This window comes from Pedobacter ginsengisoli (assembly GCF_002736205.1).
Lineage (GTDB): Bacteria > Bacteroidota > Bacteroidia > Sphingobacteriales > Sphingobacteriaceae > Pedobacter > Pedobacter ginsengisoli_A.
In genome coordinates this window covers 1909530-1932291 of the sequence record NZ_CP024091.1, presented here as the reverse complement: position 1 = coordinate 1932291, position 22762 = coordinate 1909530, and the positions used below count along the sequence as shown (strand labels likewise).

Sequence of the window (22762 nt, the reverse complement as noted above, 5' to 3'; positions counted from 1 at the left end):
AACACACGTTATTAAACTTTTCTTTTGTTGCACCCGTCATCCTGAATCTATTTCAGGATGACGGCATAGTGCTAGTATTTAAATACTTTACCACCAACCATGACTTCTTGTGTTGCTTCATCAAATGTAGCCTTTTGGCCGGTTCTTGCTGACGCATTAGTCATAATGTTTGCAATTGAATGATAATAACCAGCTTCAACAGGAGCATTTGTTTCCTGTCTGCTGCGAACGCATTCCATCCAGTTACGCATATGTGCTGAAGTTAGTTTATCACCACCAGTATTGGCAGAAGTTGCAACCTTTTCAGCAAGTTCAGTAAGCTTAAGCTCTGGTAATAAATTGGCTTTCATATTCATTTCGGCAGCTGCTTTTGCAGTAAGGCCACCCTTAGGAGATACTGTATTTGTATTCAGGTTCATTTCTCCGCCATTTGCATAATAAATCTCGGCAGGGTTTTCATCACCATTGTGCATTCTTGAAGTAAATACCACCTGGAATCCGTTATTAGGATCATTTGGTTTACCGTAGTCAAACACAGCAGTAGTAGTGTCCCAGTTTCTGCGACCATCTTTCCATTGATAAATACCACCATTTGCCACAACACTTCTTGGGTGTTTTAAGCCGGTAAACCAGTGTACAGTATCAATTTGGTGCGACATCCATTGGCCTGGCATTCCAGACGAGAATGGCCAGAACAGGCGATATTCTAAATATTTACGAGGATCCCATTCTTCAAATGGACGGTTTAGTAAGAAACGTTTCCAATCCGTGTCTTCTTGTTTTAATCTGGCCACAAGATCAGGTCTGCGCCAACGGCCAGGCTGGTTTACATTCCAGCTTAGTTCTACCATTGTGATATCGCCAAACTTGCCGTCTTTTATAAACTGAGAAGCCGCTTTATAATTTGCACCACTTCTGCGCTGAGAACCAATCTGTAAAATCTGTTTCGATCCTTTTACTGCTTTTAGTGCTGCTCTTGCATCTTCCATAGTTTCGGCGAAAGGCTTTTCACAATACACATCACATTTGGCATTTACAGCCTCAATTGCATGAGATGCGTGTGCAAAATCAGGAGAACTGATAATTACGGCATCAATATCTTTTAAACTATACAATTCATCATTATTGCGGCATGCAGTTATGTTATGGCCAAATTTTTCTTTTAAATGATCAACACCCAAACCGCGACGGTAATTCCATAAATCTGATACAGCAACCATATCAAAATTCAATTCCTTATGATGATTTAGGAAACAAGGTAACAGTGAACTTTTAAAACGGTCTGAAAAGCCAACAACACCAACCCTTACACGGTCATTTGCACCAATAATATTTCCATAGCTTTTTGCACTTAAACCCATAGTACCTAAATAGGTTCCGGCAGCTGCGATGGCAGATTGCTTAATAAATTTTCTTCTTGAATCTAACATGATCTATGATTAAAGTTGTTTAATTTTTATACTTCTGAATGAAACATTATCGCCATGGTCTTGAAGTAAAATATGTCCTTTAGGGGCCATACCAAAGTCTTTCCAGTCTTTATACTTACTGCCAGCAACTAAGTCAAGAAACTCCTGCGTACCTCTGGTAAATTCTACAACCTTAAAGCCATTTAGCCAGTATTCAATTTTATTGTTAGGGAATACCCTGATTAAACCTCTGTTCCACTCACCAATTTTTCTTTGCGCATTAGCGATTTTTTTACTTGCAATAAGGTCATAAAGAGAGCCAAGAGTACGGTTACCATTTTTACCCAGCTTAGCATCCGGATGTCTTTCATCATCAAGAATCTGATATTCCATACCAATTGCAGAACCTTTGTTTTTTTCAGAAAGTGTTACAAAAAACTTAACACCACTATTGGCACCTTCAGTAAGTTTAAAATCAAATTTCAATTCAAAAGCACCATATTCTTTAACAGTAACTATATCGCCACCATTGGTAGATTCTGCACCGTTAGCCTTTACAACGCTAAGTACACCATCTTTAATTTCCCATCCTTTTTCAGGGAATTTGGTTTTGTATGCGCCAATCCAGCCTTTTGTAGTTTTTCCGTCCCATAGCAAAGAAAAACCTTCAGCTTTTTCTTGCTTAGATAGATCATTTGGAACCATATTTACTACAAAAATATCGTCTATTTTAGATGGCTTAAGGTTTTCTGTCTGGATACGTACATTACGCCAGCGAATCTGCTTTCCCGGTGTATCATTTTTTCCAATACCGTGTACCTGTAAAGCGATAAAGCCAGATGGAGTCATTGCATCAACAACATTTGCAGTTGGAATACCATTTACCCATGTCCTTATAGAATTGCCAATACACTCTATATGATATTTGTTCCATTGGTCATTTTTAAAAGCGGCCTGGCCTTTAGGATTGATATCTAAAGGATATAACCATCCACGACGTGCCTCGTCATATAATCCTCCGCTCCATTTTCTATCTGATGGATCAACTTCTACCTGATAGCCATGAACCCTGCCATTATTATAGTCTGCTTTACTTTCACTTCTGATTTGTATGCCAGAGTTCATTGAATTATCAACCAATAATTCCACTTCGAGTATAAAATCTCCGTAATTTTTTTCAGTTGTTAAAAAAGAGTTAGGCGTATTTGAAACCGTTGTGCCTACTATTTCTCCATTCACAACTTCATACTTAGCCTTGCCGTTCAATTGTTTCCATCCCTGTAAGTCTTTTCCGTTAAAGAGATTTTGCCATTTTCCTGTTTGTGCCTGCAATGTAAACGGGGTGGCTCCAAGCATCAGGGCAGCAACAATCAGTAACTTTGTTTTTTTCATTAGTGTGTATTATTTGTTTTTATGTTTATTTTCCAAAATTGGCAGCTTGTGCATTCAATGTTTCGGCCGAAACTTTAGTACCAGACCCCACAATAATTCTGTATCTGAAAGTAACCGAAGCGCCTGGTTTTAAAGTAAGGTTTAAAGTCTCTTTTCCCTCGCTAAATATGGCCTGTCCAAGCGGATTGGCTGCAAACAAACCATAATCACGTGCATGCCAGTAAGTAGGGTAGCCCGGGTTTTTAGGATGATCAATTATAGCAACAGAAAGGTGCTTGCCATCTTTTACTCCGTATAAAACACACCAGTTACCTCTGGTGCCCCAGGCATCGTTGCCGGTTTTACCAGCACTGGTTAGATAGGTGCCATTGGCACCATTACCTGATGCTGATACTTTAGTTATATTTCCTTGACTGTCAGCAAATTCTTCAACCTTATTTGAAGGAAACTCAAGCTCTTTTGTAACACGGATGCCAAGCATACCATCTTTAACATCTTTAAAGTTTACAGGATCTTTTTGTGCGGATAGTGTAGTTATCCTGTCAATAACCCTGGTATGATCTGTACCCGAGAAAACAAATGTAGTTTGCTCTTTCAACAAAACATCTTTAGCTTGATTTTCCCAGTTGGCGCTATAGCTTAATTTGCCACTGGACTTGCCGTTTTCAACCTTGTTTACCTTTACATTTCTAATCCATCCGTATTTTACTTTCTTTTCGGCAGGAATAGCATAGGAGTTGTTCCAGAAGTCGAGGCCGTTAACACTTTCGTAATTAAACCATAAACCAACATGATGCGGGTGATCAACACGTTCACCTTCGCGTTTATTAAGCGGAAAGCCTCTGGTTAAAATAGCACCATCAGCAGCAAATATCGGATAGAGGATAGGCTTTTCCATATCAGCGGGATAGATAAAACTGGTAAAAGGCTTACCATCTATCAGCACATCAACCTTACGATCCTGGTCATTTCTTACAAACGACACATTTTTAGTTTGTGCATTGGTACTTAAACTAAAATAACAACAGGCGATAATCAAGTATTTTTTCATTCAGATTGTGCAGGTTATAATCATATTTGGTAAACTAATATACCGCTCTTGAAATACAATTTCCCCAGAAAAGTGCATTTGTATATAGAAAAAATACGAAAACGATTGCGAGGAATTCCTTCGGATTTCATCAATTTGCCTTATTATTGTATATAGAAAAAGCCACCAGCAATGAACCGTAAACACTTTCTTTCCTTTGCTATTACTGCCGGAGTATCTGCTTCAGCATCAAAGGTATTAGGGAATGCGAGTGTGGTAAGTAAGGCTGAAGTGCCCGAACTGGCTAAATCAAAAATACCGCCATACCTTAAACCGGGTGATACAATAGGGATAACAAGTCCGGCAAGCTATATTTCTTTATTAGATATCCAGCCATCTGTTCAATTGATGCAAAGCTGGGGCTTTAAAGTAGAAATCGGGAAAACTATTGGGACACGGGATTTTTCGCTTGGGGGTACCGATTTGGAAAGAGCAGCTGATTTGCAGCGTATGCTGGATGATCCAAATATTAAAGCAATTATGTGTGCCAGAGGAGGCTATGGCTTGGTTCGGATAATTGATAAGCTGGATTTTACAAAGTTCAAAGCCAATCCAAAATGGATAATAGGATTTAGTGATATTACAGTTCTGCATACCCATATTAATAGTAATTATGGTATTGCAACCATACATTCTAAAATGTGTAATAGCTTTCCAAATGATTGGTTGCTTGCAAAACCAATGCAAATAGAAACTATACTCTCCATCAGACAGGTACTTACCGGGGCCGATGTTAAATATACCGCAGCACCGGTAAGTTATAACCGTGCTGGTAAAGTAGAAGGTATTTTGGTAGGTGGCAATCTTAGTTTGATTGAAACACTTGCAGGAAGCAATTCTGATCTTAAAACTGATGATGCTATTCTATTTGTAGAGGATACCCATGAAGAACTATACAGCATAGACCGCATGTTCTGGAATCTTAAGCGAAGCGGAAAACTTGATAAGCTTAAAGGATTAATAATAGGAGGGTTTAGTTTAAAAGAAGAAACACCCGGCGAAGAATTTGGACGAACGGTTTATGAAATTGTTGCCGAAAAAATAAAGGAATATGATTATCCCGTATGTTTTGATTTCCCGGTAGGGCATCAAATTAATAACTTTGCACTTAAATGCGGCACTAAGCATATCCTTAATATAGATGTAAATGGCAGTTCCCTTGTATCCATCTAATCCTGCTTCCATAAAACTCTCTGAGCTTACCGGTCAAATCCAGCAGGCAATGGATGGTGTATTTGGGCAAAAGACTTTTTGGGTAATTGCTGATGTAACCAATTATACCTACAAACCGCAAAGCAACTATCATTACTTTGAGCTGGTAGAAAAAGAAAAATCATCGAATAAGATACTGGCTAAAATTGCCGGAAGAGCATGGGGGAATGCTTCTTTAAATATCACAAATTTTGAACAGGCAACAGGCCAGAGGTTTAAAAACGACATTAACGTATTGGTGCAGGTAAATGTTCAATATAATCCTGCTTTTGGCCTTCAGTTAAACCTGATTGATATTGATACCAATTTTACCCTTGGGTTATTTGAACAGCAACGAAAAGATACACTTGAAAGGCTACTGAGAGAAAACCCTGAATTTATACAAAAAAAGGGAGAGTATTACTTTACTAAAAACAGTAGCCTGCAGTTAAATAAAGTATTGCAGTATATTGCAGTAATATCCTCAGACACGTCTGCAGGTTATATGGATTTTAAACACACGCTCGAAAACAATTCTTTTGGGTATAGTTTTAAAATTGATGACTATTTTACTTTGGTACAAGGTGAGGCAAACGCCAAACAAATTCTTAATAAGATCATAGAAGTATATCAATCATCAAAATCTTACGATGCCGTTGTAATTATCAGAGGTGGTGGCTCGCAAACAGACTTTCTGATATTTGATAATTACGATCTGAGCAGGGCTATTGCTAAATTTCCCATTCCGGTAATTACAGGGATAGGGCATCAGAAGAATGAAACCATTGCCGACCTTATGGCGCATACTTCTACTAAAACACCAACAAAAGCGGCCGAATTAATAATAGCACATAACAGGGCATTTGAAGAATCAGTATTGAGTATTCAAAAAATGATGCTGATTAAAACTTATCAGATAATAAACCATCATAAAGACAGGCTTAATCATCTTAATCAGATCACTATAAATACAACCAGAAATCTGCTGAATGAGCATCACAGAAGCATTTTGAATTTATCGGGTCTGATCCTCATCAATCCTAAAATAATTATCTCAAATAAGCGCAAAGACCTCAGTAATCTAAATAATAACCTTCAATCGTATAGCAGAATGTATTTTGCTAATAAAAGAGGGTATATTGGCCACTTTCAGTCGCTGGTAAAACTAATGAGTCCTCAAAGTATTTTAAATAAAGGGTTTGCAATATTAAAAGTGGAGGGCAAGATTGTGAGTAATGCAGATAACGTAGAGGTGGGACAGGAATTAACAGTAAGACTGGCTACAACAGAAATAAAGACAACCGTAAAATCTAAATCCAGAAACAATGGAAACGAATTTAACATATGAGGCTGCCTATAAGGAGCTAACAGAGATTGCACAGGAGATAGAAAATGAATCTGTATCAGTAGATGTACTTGCTGATAAGGTTAAGCGTGCTTCGGAACTGATTGAGTTTTGTCAAACCAAACTTAGAGCAACCGAAACAGAAGTAAATAAGATTATTAAACAAATGGAAAATCAATAACCCCCCTATAACCAATTATTAGCTTTATACCACTTAACGGTATCAATTAATCCTTTTTCTAGATTAAATTGTGGCGCATAATTAAGATCACGTTTAGCATTATCAATATTGCAAGCCCAGTTAATTGCCGTAAGCTCAGCCATTTTTTCTTTATTTAAGGTAGGCGTGTTCTTGCTGTTTGTGTAAATGAAATCCATAAATGAAGCCATAGCACTTACTACAGGAACAGGCAAATGGAATTTAAAAGTCCTTTGTTTCAAAGCCTTCTTAACCAGCTCTGCAAGTGCATAACGATTATATACATTGCCATCCGAAACATTGTAATGTTTTCCGTTAACCTTAACAAAAAGAGAATTCACAATAACATCTGCAAGATCTTTTACATAGATAAAGCTTAGTTGTTGTTTAAAGCTACCTATGTGGGGCTCCAAGCCTCTGCTTATACTTTTAAATAAAATAAAAATATCCTTTTCACGAGGCCCATATACAGCTGTAGGACGAATGGTGATTAATGGTAAACCGGGTATTTCTGAAAGGTATTTTTCGGCAAGTAGTTTACTTGCACCATAATTGGTTACCGGATGGGCAGGGGTATCTTCTTTAATTTCCTGGCTAAGATCGGTAAGCGGGCCTAGTGCAGCCAGACTGCTTACAAATACAAATTTCTCTAACTTAATGCCAGCAGTAATTGCCGCAACAGCCAGGTGTTCGGTAAATTCAGCATTAACTTTATTGTAATCTGCTTTAGTTTTGGCTTTGGTAATACCTGCCGCATGAATAATATAGCTAAACTGATGCTCTTCAAGCTGTGATCTTAAACTCTCTACAGAGCTGTAATCCAGATCAACATACTTAATGTTAAACTCGCTCAGGTGAGCTTTACTGCTGCTTTTGCGAACAGCTGCATAAACCTCTAAGCCAGATTGTATAGCTTTTTCAATAAGATGATAACCCACAAAACCTGTAGCACCGGTAATTAATACCCTTTTACTCATATTGCTTTCTCGTAGATCCTGTATTTCTTATAAGGATCGCCTTTGATGGCAATAATAGCATTATTTACAAGATCGTTATGCTCTAATGTCCATCCAGCCTCTGCGTATTCGAAATTTTTAGCACGGTAAGATTTAATGATGCTACCATAAATACAAGCCTCGATACCCATTTTACGATAGCCATCAATAACACCAAGAAGTAAAATCCTGATTCCTTTTACATTTTTCTTGCCAAATAACAATTTGAATATACCGGTAGGAAGAAGCCTTCCTTTTTTAATTTTAATCTGGATCTGGTTCATGTCTGGAATGGCAGCGCCAAAACCAACAAGTTTACCATCTTGTTCCGCCACAAAACAAAAATCAGGATCAAGCACCAGTTTCAGGTCTTTAGCCTGATAATCAAATTCCTCATCATTTAAAGGTACAAAACCGGCATTTTTATCCCAGGCTTTGTTGTAAACTTCACGCAGGTTGGCAGCTTCCTGTTTAAAATTTTTCATATTGATTTTACGGATGGTGATGTTATTTCTGTTCAAACGTTCCTCTAACCGGTCCATAAGCTTTACAGAACGGTCATCGTAATTGTCGCCATTAAATTTCCATGCAATTAGGTCTACTTTCTTATTAAGCTTCCAGCCTTCCATTAAAGCAGGGTAGTAGGTTGCATTATAAGGCATCATAACCACAGGAGGAGAATCAAATCCTTCAATCAATAAGCCACAAGACTCATTGGTAGAGAAGTTTACCGGTCCTATAATTGCACCGGTTACACCTTTATCTTTCAGCCATTTAGCCGCAGTATCTAATAATAAATTGGCAGCTTCCTGATTATTTATACAATCAAAAAAACCGAAGAAACCGTCATTAGTACTATTAAAAATGTTATAGTTGTTGTTCAGTATAGCCGCAATTCTGCCAATGATTTTGTCTCCATCAAAAAGCAAAAAACATTGCAAAGAAGAATGTTTGTGAAAAGGGTGAGTTGTAAGTAAATCCTTTTGAGCTATAAAAAGCTCCGGAACATAATTAGAATCACCTTTATAAAGGTCATGAGGGAAATCAATAAACTGAGCTAACTGCTTTTTATTGCTAACTGCAACTATGTTTTTCATATAGTTACCTGCGATAAGTTAACCTGAACTTGTTTAGCAGCAGCTGCAATTTTTTCAACGGCTTCCTCAATCTGTTCAAAAGTATGTGTAGCCATTAAAGAGAACCTCAATAAAGAAGAATCTGAAGGAACTGCAGGTGAAACCACAGGATTTACAAATATTCCGTTTTTACTTAAAATATTGGTAATAAGGAATGTTTTATCGTTATCTCTGATGTAAACAGGAATGATCGGACTATCCGTGTGTCCTATATCAAAGCCTGCTTCAAGAAGTAATTTTTTTGCATAATTGGTATTGGCCCAAAGCTGATCTATACGCTCAGGCTCTGATTCAATAATATCAAGGGCAGCAATAACACTTGCAACAGCTGAAGGTGGCATACTTGCACTGAACATTAGTGAGCGTGCTCTGTGTTTCACAAACTCAATAGTCTCTTCAGAACCTGCAATAAAACCACCAAGAGAAGCTAATGATTTACTGAAAGTTCCCATAATCAAATCAACCTTATCAGTTAACCCGAAATGAGAAGCCGTTCCTGAACCGTTAAAGCCAATAACGCCTAAACTGTGCGCATCATCCATCATAATGTTTGCCCCAAATTCATCAGCAATTTTTACGATCTCTGGTAAATTAACCAGATCACCTTCCATGCTAAAAATGCCATCGGCAACAATTAATTTTGCAGCATCCTCAGGTAACCTGCTCAATTTCTTGCGCAAATCATCCATGTCGTTATGTGCATATTTTATTGAGCGCGAAAACGACAACCTGCTACCATCAATGATAGATGCATGATCGTATTCATCAAGAATAAGGTAGTCATTCCTGTCTAGCAGGCAGGATATCACACCTAAATTAACCTGAAACCCGGTACTAAAAAGAACAGCAGCTTCTTTACCAACGTAGGCAGCAAGTCTTTTTTCAAGTTCAATGTGAATATCAAGAGTACCGTTTAGGAATCTTGACCCGGCACAACCAGTACCATATTTATCAACCGCAGCTTTTGCAGCTTCTTTTATTTTTGGGTGATTTGTTAATCCCAGATAGGAGTTAGAACCAAACATCAATACCCTCTTCCCGTCTATCATCACTTCTGTATCCTGTGCTGATTCTATTGCCCGGAAGTAAGGATATAAGCCTTTTTCCTTAATTGCTGTAGCATCTTTAAAAGCTGCTATCCTATCGTGTAATTTTTTGCGCATGCTAGTACTATATGTTTAGATTACAGGGCTGGTTATTATTGATGTCGGCTATGTTCCAAGGAATGAATCCTACTCTATAAAAATACCCTTATGTAATTAGTTTGAAAAATCAACATCTATGCCAATTAAAAAAACTTTTCAAATCTAAGATCATAAACACAGAAAACAAAACTTGAACTCAACCAAGTTTCAATATATTAATTTTTAAAACAAAAATTACAATTTTCTTATAATTTAATTCCGATAGCTTTGAAAGGTTAAGAATAAAAATGGTTTTTCAGCGCAAAGGTAAGGATTATTATGATGCTAAAGTCTGACTTCAATAGTATTTTAGTCAAACAGAACTCATTTTATGTTAAGGATAGCTTGGTAGCGTAATTTTTTAACGACCGCTAGGTGACTCTTTAGCGAATTTGAAATGACTTTGGATGACCTTTTTCAGCTAAATGTCTTTTTAGAATGACAAGAGAGTTGATAGAGAAACGGGATAGAATTAAAAGGAAACAGGGATGAATCTGGCGATTATCCCTGTTATTAATAGATGGTTGGTCCACCACAGACCAACCTAAACCAAACAAACTGCATATATAACGAACGATATTGTTAAATTGTTTTCAACGAAAAAAATAAAAACAATTTCATGACAAATCTCCCTTATTAAATAACGTTTTATCATGTAACGTAATTGATAAAATCGTTAAATGATGCCATATAAACATTATATTAGTACTTATTGTTCATATTTTATTAATTATTTATGGATCAGAAAATCATTAACTTATACGATGAATACACCCATAGCAAGCTAAGCAGGAAGGAATTTATGAAAAAGCTGGCTATTATTACGGGTAGCACAGCCATAGCCTTAACAGTATTGCCCCTGCTAGAAAATAATTATGCATCGGCTTCGAGCTTTAATGATGAAACCATTACTGTCGAAAACATTAGTTATCCAGGTGCAGATGGTGATGTGAAAGCTGTATTGGCTAAACCTAAAGACAAAAAGAACCTTGGTTGCGTGCTTGTAATACATGAAAACAGAGGCTTAAATCCTCATATCATAGAGGTAACCAAGAGAGTAGCTGCCGAAGGGTTTATTGCTTTAGGTGTAGATGCTTTATCTCCATTTGGTGGAACGCCGGCAGATGAGGATAAAGGCCGGGAGCTAATAGGTAAGCTTGATCCTGCAAAGAACCTGGAGAATTACCTTAAAGGTCTTGAATACTTGAGAAAACGAAAAGATGGGAACGGAAAAACCGGATGTATGGGCTTTTGCTGGGGCGGGGGTATGGCCAATAAACTTGCTGTAAATGATCCTAAATTGTTGGCAGCTGTTGCTTACTATGGTGCTCAGGCTGCTGCAGAAGATGTTCCTAAAATTAAGGCGAGCATAATGCTGCATTATGGAGGGCTCGATGAACGAATAAATGCAGGAATTCCTGCATATGAAGCCGCGCTAAAACAAAATCACATAGACTATAAGCTATATGTATATGAGGGGATAAATCATGCTTTTAATAACGATACCTCACCAACCAGATACAATGAGGCTGCTGCAAAATTGGCCTGGCAAAGAACCATATCGTTGTTTAAAGCTAAATTGGGCTAGTTTTAAGCTGTTAGTTATAAGAATTTTAATAATTAGGGTAGTTTTTTTACAATTGGTAAAACAGAATTTTCATTTGTTTGTTATGAAAAATATTAGATAATTATACTTATAACTGACACTAGCATTGGAATTTAAGCTAAAAATGCTTAACTTTGTGCCAAATTTTTAGAAATTAATGAAGATATTTATTACAGGCCTTCCTTTAGAAGTAGGGGAAGAAGAATTAACAGCCGTATTTGGTGATTTCGGTCAAGTAAAATCACTAAGGATTATCAAAGATCGCGAAACTGGTCAGAGTCGTGGGTTTGGTTTTGTGGAAATGCCGGTAGAAGAAGAGGCAAAAGAAGCAATCAAACGCATGAATGGCGGCGATTACAATGGTAACCGTATCAAAGTTGCTGAAGCACAAGAAAAACCAAATACTGGTGGTGCTGGCGGTGGCTTTAAACGCAATAACCGTACAGAAAAAAGCTATTAATTAGCTTTTTTTATTAAAATTAGTTACTGATTCTATTTTAATATACTAGAGCAGCAGTGGTGATATACGTCATTAATTGCTGCTTTTTTATTTTAAAATTTTCAGAAAAAAGCTGTATCGGTTGAATACTAAGCCTTTATAGAGATAATCAAAGAAGTCAGGTAACGATTTGGTAACGGTGCTTATTGCTCTGCTTTTCAACGTGTTTCCGTTAGCTCATAGCAAATATTTGCAGATGAACAATTCAAGAGTTTAAAGCTTCGAGGTAAAATCCGTTTAGGTGATGTACATCTGGACAAAATGGGAGAAGAAATCAAACTACCTTTCAAACTGCATTTCCATTTAAGCCGACACACTTTTGCTACCAATGCTTTAAATAACGGTATGCGTATTGAGTATGTAAGTAAACTCCTTGACCATTCCTCTATCCGACAAACTCAGGTGTATGCCAAGGTTGTAAGTGAGGAACTGGATAATGCGGTAGATAAGTATGTGAATTAGATTCCCATTTATAGAAATTTGTATCATAATCTAAACGTTACAAAAACTGCTTAGGTTTCCTTTTTTCACCTGCACAGAAGGCAATTTCTTCAATACGTTTTTGTCGGGTTTCGGGGAGTTTGGCAAGAACAATCCAGCTTAATAATATTTTCCGTGCCGATTTACTTAAACTTTCAAAATAGTCTTTTGCTCCTTCCTGCTTTTTGAACGCTTCCTCTAAGTCGTTTGGAATGATGAGTGCTTCCACTTCATCTAAAATGGTCCATGAGTTATTTTGTTTGGCGATTGCTATGCTTTCGTAGCCAGCAGTTGTCATCAATCCTTTTTCCGTAAACGTCTGCACTTTTTCTTTGTTGATTTTTGACCACGTGCTTTTGGCTTTTCGTTTACTAAAAAACTGATGCGATATTTCGTGATCTATTTTTACTTTCTTACTGTCTATCCATCCAAAACAAAGTGCTTCATCCACTGCTTCGCTCCAAGAGATGGATTTTTTACCCGATGCTTTGCTGTAAAAAACAAGCCATACAGATTGTTTGGAAAGGTGGTTTTGAGCCAACCAATCTCTCCATTCTGTAGGGCTTGCTGGATAAAATATTTCTATTTCAGACATTGTTATTTAACAACCGTTGCTTCTAGCTCTACGGTTAAGGTAGCAAAAAGTCCTTTAACTTCAAGCAATGTCATCGCTTGTTTGATACCATATTTTTGAATAAATGGTACATAAACATCCATACAAGTGGTAAAAAAATCTTGAGTAGAGGTGGTGTAAATATTTAGTCTGACGATGTTTTTGCATTCGTAACCGGACTCATTGATGAGTTGCTCCAAATTTTGAATGGTTTGTATCAACTGCGTACGCATATCGGCATTACTCGGTATGCCATTTTCATCAAGGGCTGCCTGTCCCGAACAGTAAAGCGTTCCAGTTACATTGGTTACTGCTACTGCTTGTGCAGAATTGGTTTGCTCGCCCCATTTCCAAGGGTCAATTGTTCTTTTTTCCATTTTAATTTTGTTTGCTTTTTAAAATTATAATGCAAAACTAAATGGCGATTATGACAGCCTTATGTCAGGGGTCTAAAATGATTAGTGAAATTTATCAAAATACTCTTGTAAGGTCATTTTATGGGGTCCAAATGTATCGGTAAGCACTTCCATTTTTTTAATTCTATCTAAGCGAAAAAAGCGAAATTCTTTTCGCAAACGACAGTAAGCTACCAGTAGCCAGTTTTCTGTACTCAATAAAGCAAAAGGTTCAATCAATCGGTTACTGTTTTGGTTTTGCTCGTTGATATAATCGATTTTTGTAAGTCGAAAATTGGTCAAAGCAAATTGTAAATCCGATAAATTATTACTGTTGCGTTCCCGATTGTTGTTTTGATCAAATCGCGTTCTCTCTGCTAATAAATTGACTTTATCTTTTTGATGGTATTTCAATACCGCTTTTATTTTATCAACGGCTTCTGTATAATCTTTAATGAATGAAGTGTCTTTATTTTTCAAAACCAATTGTTCCGCTGTAATGAGTGCATTGGCTTGAGCCTCGGTAAACATCACCGGTGGAACCCGATAACCTTCCATCAATGTGTATCCTTTACCATCTTCCGTAAGAATCGGAACGCCCGCTTGTTCCAATGCTTTGATATCTCGGTAAATCGTGCGAACACTCACCTCAAATTTTTCTGATAATACCGTTGATGTTAACAGCCGATTGGTTTGCAATTGAGTAAGAATTGCAGTAAGTCGTGAAAGCCGTTTGGTATCCTTTTCATTCATAAGTTAAAGATAGATTTTTGTTTTCAGGAGCCAAAGCTCTTTTTCTTGTAGAGCATTCCTAAATATGGCTACATAAAAAAGACAGGATTTCGCCTGCTTCAAGTATTCAAAATTGTTAAAATATCTATTAGAATGGCAAATGCCCCACTATTAAAACTTGTGCTCCCAATCCATTGATATTGTTTGTTGACAAGCCCCTCTTACTTTTTTCTCCTATATTGTAACGATAGTTTACGCCAGCTTCTAAACTGATGTACTTATTTACTTTTACCCCCAATTGAACATCAGGACTAACAAATAAACCGCCTAATCTTTCTTTAGTCATCGTTTCATTATTATCGACTCCATTATTAAACTTGTATTCCATGTTTATAGATCTATAACCCGAACGAATACCTGTATACAAGTATAGAGGTTCAGTTAAAAGAAGTTTTGTATCCTGTTTGCAAACTGTATTCATACACCTGAAATTTATCTGGTTTATAAGAACTGTTTTTCCAAATATCAGCAGGATGCTGTATTGCCCTATTCTTACAAACCATTTATCATTAAAATACCTAAAAGAGATTTACAAGAACATTTGTAAACATTTGCTGCAATGATTTTACGCTCATAGTTTTAAGCGTAATTCCGGATTTATATCTAACAATAGCTTCCCAAAAATCCAAATCATAGATTTGGCTAAGACCTTCCGAGATTTGGCAAACTGAATGCTATGCATTTGCTTCAATTTTGCATCAACAAAAAAATATTAAAAATGGAATTAAAAGGAAAAGTAGCCTTAATTACCGGAGCGTCGAGCGGTATTGGTGAAGGCGTAGCAAAATCATTAGCAGCAAAAGGTGTAAAAGTTGGTTTGGCAGCTCGTAATTTGTCGAAATTGAAAAGCATTGAAGAAACAATCGTTCAAGCAGGCGGAGAAGCCTTTGCTTTTGCTCTTGATGTTACAGATGTTGATAGCATAAATGCTGGCGTGCAATTGTTGAAAGAGAAATATGGCACTATTAACATTCTTGTAAACAATGCTGGTATTATGCCTGCATCGGATGTGGATACTTTTAAAATACAAGAATGGCAAGACATGGTTAATATCAACATCAATGGTGTTTTGAATGTTGCAGGGGCTGTATTGCCTACATTTATTGAAAACCATAGTGGTCATGTTATTAATTTATCGTCTATTGCTGGTCGTAAATTGTTCAAAGGTTTAGGTGTGTATTGTGGCACCAAACATTTTGTTGCCGCATTTTCGGATATTATGCGAATGGAGCTTGGTAAAAAACACAACATTCGTGTTACGAGCATCCAACCGGGAGCGGTGGCTACCAATTTGTTCGATCATATTTCCGATGCCAATTACAAAGAGGGAATGGAAGGATTGCGTTCTCAAATGACTTTCTTAACGCCGAATGACATTGCCAACAGCATGATTTATGTTTTGGAAGCACCCAACCATGTAGATGTTTCGGAAATCTTTATTTTACCAACAGACCAAGAGTGGTAATCGTATTTTTATGGACATGATTTAATTGTAAATTGTGTCCATAAAAATTTTCAATCAATCATTAAAAATCATAAAGAAATGCAGGCTAACATCCACTTAAATAGCATTTACGATTTTCATCAATTCAGCGGACTGCCTAAGCCTGAACACCCTTTAGTAAGTTTAATTGATTATAGTTTGGTCAAATATCCACCCGAATATACAGAAATTCGCTGGATGCAAAACTTCTATTCCATAGGCTTGAAAAGAAATGTAGCCAAAAAGTTTAATTACGGTCAGTTGTCTTATGATTTTGATGAAGGCGTGCTTGCTTTGGTAGCTCCTCAGCAGGTTATTCAAATAGAAATTGATCCCAATGCCGACGCAGAACCTTCGGGTTGGTTGTTATTGGTGCATCCAGATTTTTTATGGAAAACGACTTTAGCTGCAAGAATGAAAAAAAGTGAATATTTTGGATATGCCGTTAATGAAGCTTTGTTTTTATCGGAGAAAGAAGAACAAATGATGGTTGCTGTTTTTAAAAGCATTCAGCAAGAATGCCAGCAAAACATAGACAAGTTTAGCCACAATATTATCATCACGCAAATTGAATTATTACTCAACTATACCGAACGTTTTTATGAACGTCAATTTCTGATCCGCAGAATATCAAACGACAAAATTTTGACCCGTTTAGAAACCTTACTAAGCGATTTTTTTAACGATGAACAACTTTTAAATAAAGGCATTCCTACAGTGCAAGAAATAGCTAACGAATTGCACCTTACGCCCAATTATCTTAGTACTTTGCTCAAAGTTTTGACAGGGAAAAGTACGCAAGACCACATCCACCAAACACTTATCGATAAAGCAAAGGAAAAACTATCAACCACAACATTGTCTATCAGCGAAATTGCTTATGAATTAGGTTTTGAGCATCCATCTTCTTTTACCAAACTTTTCAAACAAAAAACAAATCAAACCCCTTTATCGTTTAGGCAAGGGTTTAATTAATGTAAATATTTTGAGTATCGCATTACTTTTTACCATTTGGTAAATAAGCAAAACGGAATTATTGATACCTTTCCAAATGGATGAATTGATAGCGTATATCTTGCAATTTGGAAGCCTTAATCAGCAACAAATCGACCTTTTAATCAGCAAAGGAAAAGTATTGCATTTAAAAAAAGACGATTATTTTTCTGAAGCTGGAAAAATACCTGGACAAGTTGGTTTTGTTGTGCAAGGCGTTGTTCGTGGCTGTTATTATAATAACAAAGGCGAAGAAATTACCCGTTGTTTCATTAGTGAAAATAGCTTGGTTTGCGATTATGTCAATTTTGAAGCGAATGTTTCTTCCTCCGAATATTTGCAAGCCATCACCGATTGTCAGCTTATCGTTTTCTCAAAAAATGATTGGGAAGAACTTTCTCAAATTATTGTGGGTTGGGACAGCATCAAAAACAAAATGGTACAATTATGCATGTATCAAAAATCAAGAAAAAACCCAGTCATATCTCAGGATGCAAGCACACGATACATGGAATTTATGGAAAATTATCCGTCGCTTATCAACCGTATTCCTTTATCGCATATCGCTTCTTATTTAGGCGTAACCCAGCAATCACTAAGTAGAATAAGAAAAAATATTCGCTAATCATCTTTTTACCATTTGGTAAATGATGCTACTGTTTAATACCGGAATTTTGTATCGAAATTTAAATTAAAAGATATGAAAACAGCATTAATTACAGGAGCCAACAAAGGGATAGGCTTTGAAACAGCCAAACAGCTTTTAGAAAAAGGATTTTATGTGTTCATCGGAAGTCGCAACTTAGAAAATGGTTCGGAAGCCGTGAAAAAACTGAATGAAGCAGGCTATACAAATGTGGAAGCAATACAGTTGGAAGTAACTGATTTGAATTCCGTACAAGCTGCTCGTGAAGCCATTGGTAAAAAAGTGGAAGTGTTGGATGTTCTTATCAATAATGCCGGTATCAACGGAGGAACTGATCCATACACGGTATTGGAAGCTAAAAGTGAGGAATACCAAAATGCGTTTAATACCAATGTGGTAGGCACTGCCAATGTTACGCAAGAATTTATTGATTTACTGAAAAAATCTGAGGCTCCAAGAATTGTAAACTTGAGTACAAGTGTGGGGTCGCTTACATTACAAAGTGATCCGAATTGGCCAGCGTACCACTATGCAAAATATGGGGTCTATGCTGTATCAAAAGCAGCCTTGAATATGTACACGATACAATTAGCCTACGAATTGCGTGACACCAACATCAAAGTGAATGCGGTTTGTCCGGGATTGACCAAAACAGATTTTACCTATTTCAATGGCGGTGAAGTAAGTGTTGCGGCCAATAGAGTTATCAAATATGTATTGATCGGTAATGATGGACCAAGTGGTAAATTATTTAGCGAACAAACCAATCCTGAAACAGGCGAAATTGCTTGGTAAAGCTCTCTCAATTAAATACCATTCACAATTTGCATACATCATTCATTGATTTTCCGTTTTTCTTTGGGGCGTTCTTTTTAAGGTAAAAGAATACCTTAAACGTTGATTTTTTTGTCGTTTCCATACTCACAATTCATTAGATTAGTAGAATGAACGTGGACTATATTGCTTTATCGGTTCCTATATTCTTTATTCTGATAGGAGTAGAGCTAGCTTATTCTTTCTATAAGAAGTTAAACTATTACCGCTTAAACGATTCCATTTCCAATTTAAGCCAAGGCATTGGTCAGCAGGTAACAGGCGTTTTCATGAAAACAGCGCTCTTCTTTGGCTACATGTATATTTTTGAACATTGGCGGTTATTTGATCTTCCGCAAACCATATGGGTCTGGATCATACTTTTCATTGGGGTCGATTTTTTCTATTATTGGTTTCACAGAATGAGCCATCAGGTAAACGCACTCTGGGCAGCTCACATTGTACACCACCAATCTGAAGAATATAACCTTACCGTAGCTTTAAGGCAATCCTGGTTTCAGGGATGGTTTTCGTGGGTGTTTTATTTACCTCTGTCTTTTATTGGGTTTGATCCGATCATGTTCCTCACCTTAAGTGCTTTTAATACTTTATACCAGTTTTGGATTCATACCAGAGCTATAAAAAGTATGGGGCCATTAGAATGGATTTTAAATACACCATCTCATCACCGTGTGCATCATGGTTCCAACCCAAAATACATAGATAAGAATCATGCAGGTACTTTAATTATTTGGGATAAAATTTTTGGCACCTTTCAAAAAGAAGAAGAGGAGGTGTACTATGGCATAACCACTCCATTAGCCAGCTGGAATCCTATCTGGGCAAACGTACATTACTGGAGTGAACTTTGGAATACCGCAAAACAAAGCCCAAAATGGAGCGATAAAATAAATGTGTTTCTTAAGCCACCCGGATGGTTTCCAGCGCATTTGGGTGGCTTTAAGCCAGCAAAGGATATTGATCCTGCCAGTTATGCAAAATACAATCCTGAGTTTCATCAGAAATTTTCCGGATACGTGCTTTTGCAATTTTTGATAGGCTTAGCCACAGGATCGGCCATTTTGTTTTTAAATGCAACCTTGCCTACAGCACCCTTAATAAGTGGTTCCGTGTTTTCAATACTTACACTATTAACCTGCGGTGCATTGCTCGAAGAAAAGAAATGGCTCATTTATTTTGAATACTGCCGCCTCCTATCAGGTATTTTAATAGTTTTGTTGCTTAATTTCCCTATTGGGTACCAGGTGATATTTGCGGGCTTACAAATCGTTTCATTAGTCTGGTTCTATAATCTTAACAAACCGAATACCCATGCTCAAGAAGTACCTGAAGTTTAACCTCATATTTGCCCTGATTTTTATACTACAGCTTGTGGCAGAGTATTACGAGCTTTCGGCTTTAAAATACATTACAAAACCACTCATCGTTATCTCTTTACTTATCATGTTTGCAATAAGTACCAAACTAAAAGGTCGCTTTCATAAACGTTTGTTTACAGGCTTGGTTTTTGGCCTTATAGGCGATGTATTGCTTATGCTGGTATGGAAAAACGAAGCTTTTTTTACCTACGGACTAATTGCTTTTTTACTTTGCCATATCTTTTATATCCGCGCATTTTATCTTGATTTCTCGTCTGCACCCCAATTAGATAAAAAAGGAGCAAGGATCGCCATTGCACTTTGTGCTGTGTTCAGTATCAGTTTTTATGTTTACATCAGGCATGGGCTTGGCGCAATGAAACTACCGGTTATGGTTTATACTTTTGTGATCAGTTTAATGATGATGATGGCAGCGTTCAGAAACATGAGGGTAAATAAAATCAGCTTTAACCTGATTCTTTTTGGCGCAATATTTTTCCTGATCTCTGACTCAACACTTGCTTATAATAAGTTTGTTAAGGGCTTTGATCTTGCAGGATTGTTGATTATGGCAACTTATATGATCGCGCAATATTTGATTACCATAGGAGGCATCGAGCGTCAGCTTGTAAAAAGAGAGGATTAGTTCTTTTCCTTTTCTTTTTCCAACACAGTGAAATGCTGTACCAGCCTTTCGCCATTCTCATCAACGAGTGTTAAAATATGTTTGCCAGGCGCCGGACTAACAGCCAGCTGATGATAATTCTTGGTTGTGGCAACATACTCATTATCAATATGCCAGTAAATCTTAGCGTTAGCGTTTCTGTGGGTAGCATTTAACACAATTTTTCCTCTGGTGCCATCAAACTCAACAGGAATATAAACCGTGGCGTAGTTTCTTGGATAGATCATTTCCATTACAAAGTTATTCCCGGCATCGCCGCAACCAGGTTTAAATGGAGGCAGCTCCTTATAGTCACTATTTTTAATCTTATAATAATATTCCATAGACGGAGGTAAAATAAACCACGATTTATGCACCATGGCAGATGGAGCTTCGCATTCATCAGTTACCCTGTAAGTTCCTGTACGGTCCAGATGGACCATTTTATGGTAGGGGCAAAGACCTGTTTTTTCACCTGCAGGAGAAACCAGCTGTATCACTTTATCAGTGCAATATTCGCCAGCTTTATAGCCACTTTCTTTGCAAACCACAATTTTCTTAAGTTTACTTGTAGGGGTTTTAAACCATTTAACAACAGGTAATTGCTTAAAAATATCAAACATAACAGGAGCAGCAGCATCTATACCGGTTAAGCCCGGTCGGCCTTCGCCATCGGCATTGCCAACCCAAACGCAAACTACATAGTTCGGGTTAAGTCCAACTGCCCAGGCATCCCTGAAACCGAAACTGGTACCTGTTTTCCATGCCAATCGCTGCGAAGAGGAAAACTGTTCCCATAAACCTTCCTCGCCCGGCCTCATTAACTCCTCCATAGCATTAAATGCATTCCAGATAGAACCATGATCAATGGCTGAGTTTACTTCGGTCTCAAACTCATCAAAACGTTTATCCCGCTGTTCGTTCACATACAAAGGCTCATCGTAATCATGCGGATTGTACCTGCCTTTATAATCATTAAAATGGTTAAGCGTTCTGGCCATTCCCATATAAGTTCTTGCCAGGTCCCACATCGTTACCTCGCTGCCACCAAGAATAAGTGAAAGCCCATAATGATCGGCTGGTTTGTTTAGCGTAGTAAAGCCCAATTGTTTAAGCTTATCATAAAACCTTTGGTACTTGTAGTTCTGCAGCATTTTAACCGCAGGGATGTTTAGAGAGCGGCTCAGCGCTCTATCGGCTTGTATGGCACCATCGTAGCCCATATCATAATTTTGGGGCGAGTAGCCGCCTATTTGAGTGGGTATATCGGCTATTAAAGTTTTAGGAAGTATAAAGCCATCATTTAACATACTGGCGTACAGAATGGGTTTTAATGTACTTCCCGGACTCCTTGGTGCCTTAATCATATCCACATGACTTTCCAGTTCGGTATTTTCCGGTTGGTAGATGTTGCCAACATAACTAAGTACAGTACCTTTTTTTACATCTAAAACCAATGCTGCAATGTTGTTAATGTCGTTTGCCCGATATCGGTTGTTGTAGCGCTTCAGCAAACTGCTTACCCGTAGTTGCAAATCATAATCAAGTGTAGAAGTGATCCTTGTAGATCCTGTTTTTAAAGCCGACCGCTCTGCCTTAAATCTGTTAAGTAAATGCGGTGCGTTTTGAGGCAGTTGTTGTGGTTTGCCCGGAATAGGCTCCAGCTTAGATAGATTGGCGGTTGATTGGTCTATGATTTTTAATACCGCTAATTTATCCAGCAGATCGTTCCGTTTTTTGATCAGTCGGGGAGAGTTTTTGCCAGGGTGTACCAGTGACGGGCTATTTGGTAGCACCGCCAGTGTAGCCATCTCTCCCCAGGATAAACTTTCGGCACTGCGGCCGAAGTACCTCCATGCTGCAGCATCCAATCCAACCACGTTACTCCCAAAGGGGGCGTTGCCGGCATAGAGCTTTAAAATTTCTTTTTTTGAATAGCTGGCTTCTAGTCTGATAGCCAGGATAATCTCTATTAGCTTTTGCCAAACTGTTCTGCTTTCGCGTCTGGATAGTCTGATCACCTGCATGCTTATTGTGCTTCCGCCACTTATCACACTTTTGGCTTTAAAGTTTTGGCGCATAGCTCTGGCCATAGCAATAGGATCTACACCGGGGTGGTAATAGAAACGTTTATCTTCAAAAGCGACCAGACATTGCGCAAATTTCTCTGGTATGTTGTCGGCTACAGGGAAACGCCATTGCCCATCTTTAGCAATAGAAGCGCTTAATAAATCGCCATTTGAAGCTTCTACAACATAGGAGGTAGGGCTTACAAAAAGCTTTGAAGGCAAAGAAAACAGGAATATAAGTAGTAAAATGAGGAAAACAACATCCGTCATCCAGAGCGAAGCAAAGGATCTCTTGTTGCTGCTATTCAAGAGATCTCTCCTTTGTCGAGATGACGGAAGTCCGGTTTCAGGAAGTCCTGTTTTGGTTAATTTACAACTACTCACTTACT

At 37.7% G+C, this 22762-nt stretch carries 23 protein-coding genes; 12 read left to right on the top strand and 11 right to left on the bottom strand.

Annotation, left to right across the window (positions count from 1 at the left end; all coding sequences use genetic code 11):
• Positions 1–71: 71 nt before the first annotated feature.
• Genes CPT03_RS07970 through CPT03_RS07960 form a run of 3 tightly spaced genes read right to left on the bottom strand, consistent with a single transcriptional unit; the run spans position 72 to position 3852 of the window.
• The gene (locus CPT03_RS07970) at positions 72–1430 is read right to left on the bottom strand and encodes a Gfo/Idh/MocA family protein (protein ID WP_099438357.1); all 1359 of its coding nucleotides are present in this window, start codon (positions 1428–1430) and stop codon (positions 72–74) included.
• 9 nt (positions 1431–1439) lie between these two features.
• Positions 1440–2801, bottom strand: a complete 1362-nt coding sequence (locus CPT03_RS07965) for a DUF1080 domain-containing protein (RefSeq protein ID WP_099438356.1) — start codon at positions 2799–2801, stop codon at positions 1440–1442.
• Positions 2802–2826: 25 nt separating this feature from the next.
• A complete protein-coding gene (locus CPT03_RS07960) occupies positions 2827–3852 on the bottom strand; it encodes a PmoA family protein (protein ID WP_099438355.1) in 1026 nt (341 codons plus the stop codon).
• 171 nt (positions 3853–4023) lie between these two features.
• Here CPT03_RS07960 and CPT03_RS07955 point away from each other — a divergent pair, with 171 nt between their 5' ends.
• Genes CPT03_RS07955 through xseB form a run of 3 tightly spaced genes read left to right on the top strand, consistent with a single transcriptional unit; the run spans position 4024 to position 6608 of the window.
• Complete coding sequence (locus CPT03_RS07955) at positions 4024–5064, top strand: LD-carboxypeptidase (protein ID WP_099438354.1); 1041 nt, start codon at positions 4024–4026, stop codon at positions 5062–5064.
• Complete coding sequence (xseA, locus tag CPT03_RS07950) at positions 5039–6430, top strand: exodeoxyribonuclease VII large subunit (RefSeq protein ID WP_099438353.1); 1392 nt, start codon at positions 5039–5041, stop codon at positions 6428–6430. Before CPT03_RS07955 ends, xseA begins: the two co-directional genes overlap by 26 nt.
• Positions 6408–6608, top strand: a complete 201-nt coding sequence (gene xseB, locus CPT03_RS07945; protein ID WP_099438352.1) for an exodeoxyribonuclease VII small subunit — start codon at positions 6408–6410, stop codon at positions 6606–6608. Before xseA ends, xseB begins: the two co-directional genes overlap by 23 nt.
• Before the next feature lie 5 nt (positions 6609–6613).
• Here the strand turns inward: xseB and CPT03_RS07940 are convergent, their stop codons facing one another.
• Genes CPT03_RS07940 through spt form a run of 3 tightly spaced genes read right to left on the bottom strand, consistent with a single transcriptional unit; the run spans position 6614 to position 9920 of the window.
• Complete coding sequence (locus CPT03_RS07940; protein ID WP_099438351.1) at positions 6614–7603, bottom strand: NAD-dependent epimerase/dehydratase family protein; 990 nt, start codon at positions 7601–7603, stop codon at positions 6614–6616.
• Positions 7600–8718 (bottom strand): hypothetical protein, encoded by a 1119-nt coding sequence (locus CPT03_RS07935; protein WP_099438350.1) that lies wholly within the window; start codon positions 8716–8718, stop codon positions 7600–7602. The genes CPT03_RS07940 and CPT03_RS07935 overlap by 4 nt, the downstream gene beginning before the upstream one ends.
• Positions 8715–9920, bottom strand: coding sequence for a serine palmitoyltransferase (spt, locus tag CPT03_RS07930; protein WP_099438349.1), 1206 nt, complete (start codon positions 9918–9920; stop codon positions 8715–8717). Before spt ends, CPT03_RS07935 begins: the two co-directional genes overlap by 4 nt.
• A 757-nt stretch (positions 9921–10677) precedes the next feature.
• Between spt and CPT03_RS07925 the strand changes: the two genes are divergently transcribed.
• From CPT03_RS07925 to CPT03_RS07915, 3 genes are all read left to right on the top strand, one after another.
• Positions 10678–11529, top strand: a complete 852-nt coding sequence (locus CPT03_RS07925) for a dienelactone hydrolase family protein (protein ID WP_099438348.1) — start codon at positions 10678–10680, stop codon at positions 11527–11529.
• 175 nt (positions 11530–11704) lie between these two features.
• Positions 11705–12007, top strand: a complete 303-nt coding sequence (locus tag CPT03_RS07920; RefSeq protein ID WP_099438347.1) for an RNA recognition motif domain-containing protein — start codon at positions 11705–11707, stop codon at positions 12005–12007.
• Positions 12008–12307: 300 nt separating this feature from the next.
• On the top strand, positions 12308–12508 hold the full coding sequence (locus CPT03_RS07915; RefSeq protein WP_245870004.1) for a tyrosine-type recombinase/integrase: 201 nt from the start codon (positions 12308–12310) through the stop codon (positions 12506–12508).
• Positions 12509–12545: 37 nt separating this feature from the next.
• Here the strand turns inward: CPT03_RS07915 and CPT03_RS07910 are convergent, their stop codons facing one another.
• From CPT03_RS07910 to CPT03_RS07895, 4 genes are all read right to left on the bottom strand, one after another.
• A complete protein-coding gene (locus tag CPT03_RS07910; RefSeq protein ID WP_099438346.1) occupies positions 12546–13121 on the bottom strand; it encodes a YdeI/OmpD-associated family protein in 576 nt (191 codons plus the stop codon).
• Positions 13122–13123: 2 nt separating this feature from the next.
• Positions 13124–13516, bottom strand: a complete 393-nt coding sequence (locus tag CPT03_RS07905; RefSeq protein WP_099438345.1) for a RidA family protein — start codon at positions 13514–13516, stop codon at positions 13124–13126.
• A gap of 81 nt (positions 13517–13597) precedes the next feature.
• Positions 13598–14287, bottom strand: a complete 690-nt coding sequence (locus CPT03_RS07900) for a helix-turn-helix transcriptional regulator (protein ID WP_099438344.1) — start codon at positions 14285–14287, stop codon at positions 13598–13600.
• A gap of 127 nt (positions 14288–14414) precedes the next feature.
• Positions 14415–14747 carry a hypothetical protein gene (locus CPT03_RS07895; protein ID WP_157766378.1) on the bottom strand — a complete coding sequence of 111 codons (333 nt, stop codon included), beginning with the start codon at positions 14745–14747 and terminating at the stop codon, positions 14415–14417.
• 297 nt (positions 14748–15044) lie between these two features.
• Between CPT03_RS07895 and CPT03_RS07890 the strand changes: the two genes are divergently transcribed.
• The 6 genes from CPT03_RS07890 to CPT03_RS07865 all read left to right on the top strand — a co-directional run bounded on the left by CPT03_RS07890 (position 15045) and on the right by CPT03_RS07865 (position 20286).
• Positions 15045–15791, top strand: a complete 747-nt coding sequence (locus CPT03_RS07890) for an SDR family oxidoreductase (protein ID WP_099438342.1) — start codon at positions 15045–15047, stop codon at positions 15789–15791.
• A gap of 240 nt (positions 15792–16031) precedes the next feature.
• Entirely contained in the window at positions 16032–16784 is a 753-nt protein-coding gene (locus CPT03_RS07885; protein WP_317044344.1) for a helix-turn-helix transcriptional regulator, read from the top strand.
• A 76-nt stretch (positions 16785–16860) separates the two neighbouring features.
• Complete coding sequence (locus CPT03_RS07880; protein ID WP_099438340.1) at positions 16861–17427, top strand: Crp/Fnr family transcriptional regulator; 567 nt, start codon at positions 16861–16863, stop codon at positions 17425–17427.
• 75 nt (positions 17428–17502) lie between these two features.
• Positions 17503–18243: an SDR family NAD(P)-dependent oxidoreductase gene (locus CPT03_RS07875; protein WP_099438339.1), complete on the top strand. Its 741-nt coding sequence runs from the start codon at positions 17503–17505 to the stop codon at positions 18241–18243.
• 149 nt (positions 18244–18392) lie between these two features.
• Positions 18393–19619, top strand: a complete 1227-nt coding sequence (locus CPT03_RS07870) for a sterol desaturase family protein (RefSeq protein ID WP_099438338.1) — start codon at positions 18393–18395, stop codon at positions 19617–19619.
• Positions 19594–20286: a lysoplasmalogenase gene (locus CPT03_RS07865; RefSeq protein WP_099438337.1), complete on the top strand. Its 693-nt coding sequence runs from the start codon at positions 19594–19596 to the stop codon at positions 20284–20286. The genes CPT03_RS07870 and CPT03_RS07865 overlap by 26 nt, the downstream gene beginning before the upstream one ends.
• On the opposite strand, the gene pbpC is transcribed toward CPT03_RS07865, so the two are convergent.
• The gene (gene pbpC / locus CPT03_RS07860) at positions 20283–22757 is read right to left on the bottom strand and encodes a penicillin-binding protein 1C (RefSeq protein WP_245870003.1); all 2475 of its coding nucleotides are present in this window, start codon (positions 22755–22757) and stop codon (positions 20283–20285) included. The two genes, CPT03_RS07865 and pbpC, sit on opposite strands and share 4 nt — an antisense overlap.
• Positions 22758–22762: the final 5 nt, after the last annotated feature.

Bases quoted from the DNA above. Each gene is read 5' to 3' on its own strand.
- CPT03_RS07895 (WP_157766378.1), bottom strand. From the start codon at position 14,747: ATGAATACAGTTTGCAAACAGGATACAAAACTTCTTTTAACTGAACCT.
- CPT03_RS07915 (WP_245870004.1), top strand. From the start codon at position 12,308: ATGGGAGAAGAAATCAAACTACCTTTCAAACTGCATTTCCATTTAAGC.
- CPT03_RS07880 (WP_099438340.1), top strand. From the start codon at position 16,861: ATGGATGAATTGATAGCGTATATCTTGCAATTTGGAAGCCTTAATCAG.
- CPT03_RS07920 (WP_099438347.1), top strand. From the start codon at position 11,705: ATGAAGATATTTATTACAGGCCTTCCTTTAGAAGTAGGGGAAGAAGAA.
- CPT03_RS07960 (WP_099438355.1), bottom strand. From the start codon at position 3,852: ATGAAAAAATACTTGATTATCGCCTGTTGTTATTTTAGTTTAAGTACC.
- CPT03_RS07925 (WP_099438348.1), top strand. From the start codon at position 10,678: ATGGATCAGAAAATCATTAACTTATACGATGAATACACCCATAGCAAG.
- CPT03_RS07955 (WP_099438354.1), top strand. From the start codon at position 4,024: ATGAACCGTAAACACTTTCTTTCCTTTGCTATTACTGCCGGAGTATCT.
- CPT03_RS07870 (WP_099438338.1), top strand. From the start codon at position 18,393: ATGAACGTGGACTATATTGCTTTATCGGTTCCTATATTCTTTATTCTG.
- CPT03_RS07935 (WP_099438350.1), bottom strand. From the start codon at position 8,718: ATGAAAAACATAGTTGCAGTTAGCAATAAAAAGCAGTTAGCTCAGTTT.
- xseB (WP_099438352.1), top strand. From the start codon at position 6,408: ATGGAAACGAATTTAACATATGAGGCTGCCTATAAGGAGCTAACAGAG.
- CPT03_RS07875 (WP_099438339.1), top strand. From the start codon at position 17,503: ATGAAAACAGCATTAATTACAGGAGCCAACAAAGGGATAGGCTTTGAA.
- CPT03_RS07890 (WP_099438342.1), top strand. From the start codon at position 15,045: ATGGAATTAAAAGGAAAAGTAGCCTTAATTACCGGAGCGTCGAGCGGT.
- CPT03_RS07905 (WP_099438345.1), bottom strand. From the start codon at position 13,516: ATGGAAAAAAGAACAATTGACCCTTGGAAATGGGGCGAGCAAACCAAT.
- xseA (WP_099438353.1), top strand. From the start codon at position 5,039: ATGGCAGTTCCCTTGTATCCATCTAATCCTGCTTCCATAAAACTCTCT.
- CPT03_RS07865 (WP_099438337.1), top strand. From the start codon at position 19,594: ATGCTCAAGAAGTACCTGAAGTTTAACCTCATATTTGCCCTGATTTTT.
- CPT03_RS07910 (WP_099438346.1), bottom strand. From the start codon at position 13,121: ATGTCTGAAATAGAAATATTTTATCCAGCAAGCCCTACAGAATGGAGA.
- CPT03_RS07940 (WP_099438351.1), bottom strand. From the start codon at position 7,603: ATGAGTAAAAGGGTATTAATTACCGGTGCTACAGGTTTTGTGGGTTAT.
- spt (WP_099438349.1), bottom strand. From the start codon at position 9,920: ATGCGCAAAAAATTACACGATAGGATAGCAGCTTTTAAAGATGCTACA.
- CPT03_RS07965 (WP_099438356.1), bottom strand. From the start codon at position 2,801: ATGAAAAAAACAAAGTTACTGATTGTTGCTGCCCTGATGCTTGGAGCC.
- CPT03_RS07970 (WP_099438357.1), bottom strand. From the start codon at position 1,430: ATGTTAGATTCAAGAAGAAAATTTATTAAGCAATCTGCCATCGCAGCT.
- CPT03_RS07900 (WP_099438344.1), bottom strand. From the start codon at position 14,287: ATGAATGAAAAGGATACCAAACGGCTTTCACGACTTACTGCAATTCTT.